Annotated in this window: 1 protein-coding gene and 1 pseudogene; both read right to left on the bottom strand. The window is 70.8% G+C overall.

What is annotated here, in order from left to right:
* Positions 1-870: glycosyltransferase (locus tag FV228_RS29325; protein ID WP_147857673.1), on the bottom strand; the 870-nt coding region annotated here is incomplete at its 3' end.
* Positions 867-1,409 (bottom strand): annotated as a pseudogene (locus tag FV228_RS29330) (galactosyltransferase-related protein); the annotation flags it as partial. The gene FV228_RS29325 and the pseudogene FV228_RS29330, both read right to left, overlap by 4 nt.
* Positions 1,410-1,523: the final 114 nt, after the last annotated feature.

A 1,523-nucleotide genomic window follows, 5' to 3' on the forward strand; every position in this document is an offset into this window, starting at 1 on the left:
GGCCGCGCCCATCGCGAAGCCGGCCACCGGCAGGCCGCAGGCCATCGCCTCGATCGCCACCAGGCCGAACGGCTCGTCCCAGCACGGGGTGAACAGGAAGACCGAGGCGCGGCCGATCTCGGCGGCCAGCGCCGAGCCGTCGAGATGGCCGCCGTAGCGGATCGGGCCGCCGAGCTGCGGGGCGATCCGGTCCGCCCAGTAATTCGGCTCCTCGATCGGGCCGTACAGGGTCAGCGGGATACCGGCGCGCCGGGCCGCCGCGATCGCGTGGTGGGCGCCCTTGATCGCAGCCAGCCGCCCGGACCAGACGGCGCTGCCGTCGCCGCGCTCCCGGAACGGCCAGGCCGCGGGGTCGACGCCGTTGTGCAGCACCGACACCTCCGGCGGCGCGCCCTCCGGCCACCAGGTGTGGAGCTGCGCCCGCGAGGTCACGGTGATCCGGTGACCCGGGCCGGGGCTGTCGTGCACGAACCCGCGCAGGGCGTCGTAGGGCGGCACGTGCAGGGAGGTGACGGTGGGGACCCGCGCGGTCCGCCGACCCTCCAGGGGCAGGCGGCTCAGGCTGTTGTTGTGCAGCACGTCGAACCCGCCCGCCGCGATCCGGTCGCAGGCGGCGGCGTAGCCGGCATCGACATGGGCCCGCAGCCCCGGATCGCCGCGATGCTCGAGCCCCGGGAAGACGCGCTCGTGGTGCATCGGCACAACGGCGTCGATCGCGAAGCGCGGATCGCTGTCGCCGGAGGCGAACAGCACAACGTCGTGGCCGCGGGCCGCCAGCCCCTCGGCGAGATGCCAGCTATGGGCCTCCATGCCCCCCGTGAAGGGCGGCGCGACCGGGTGGCGGATATGGGCGAGGAGCGCGATCCTCACGCGGTCGCCGCCGCGCCGACCCGGGATTCCAGATACCGGATGACGGATGCGGAGTTGGTGTAGGGCTGGTGGCTCTGCTGCCCGGTCAGGGCGAGGTCGTCGGCGTCGGGCCGGCGCAGGATCCGGATCGGCCGGTCGGGCGTGTCGTCGATCAGGCCCATGACCCGGAATGCGTAGAGCCAGTGGCCCATGGTCCGGTAGCCCCACTTGGCCTCGAACAGCTCGGCGTTGCGCACGACGCTGTCGAGGTGGTGGATCGGCGGCATGTGGTGCGGGTGGTACTGGTGATAGGCCAGGGCGCCCTTGATCCAGGCGATCGGGGTGCCGCTCTGGTCGAGGATCTTGCCGAAGTCGGTGTCCTCGCCGCCATAGCCGGCGTAGCGCTCGTCGAAGCCGCCCAGCGCCAGGAAGGTGGCCCGCCGGATCGCGAAGTTGAGCGACCAGAAGCAGCGGTAGTCGTTGCAGAGCTCGATGCCGGAGGCCGGCGGGCCGCGGCGGTCGGAATGCCGCTCAGCGCTGGCGGCCAGGTCGGCGTAGCGCCTGTATCGTATACACATCTGACGCAGCCGACCATATACTCTGTGTAAAAATGGGTGGTAGCCGTATCAATAAAAAAAAAATAAAAACTCTTATGACGGGGGCAGTACGAGGGG

Source organism: Methylobacterium sp. WL18, assembly GCF_008040015.1.
In the GTDB taxonomy this organism is placed as follows: Bacteria; Pseudomonadota; Alphaproteobacteria; order Rhizobiales; family Beijerinckiaceae; genus Methylobacterium; species Methylobacterium mesophilicum.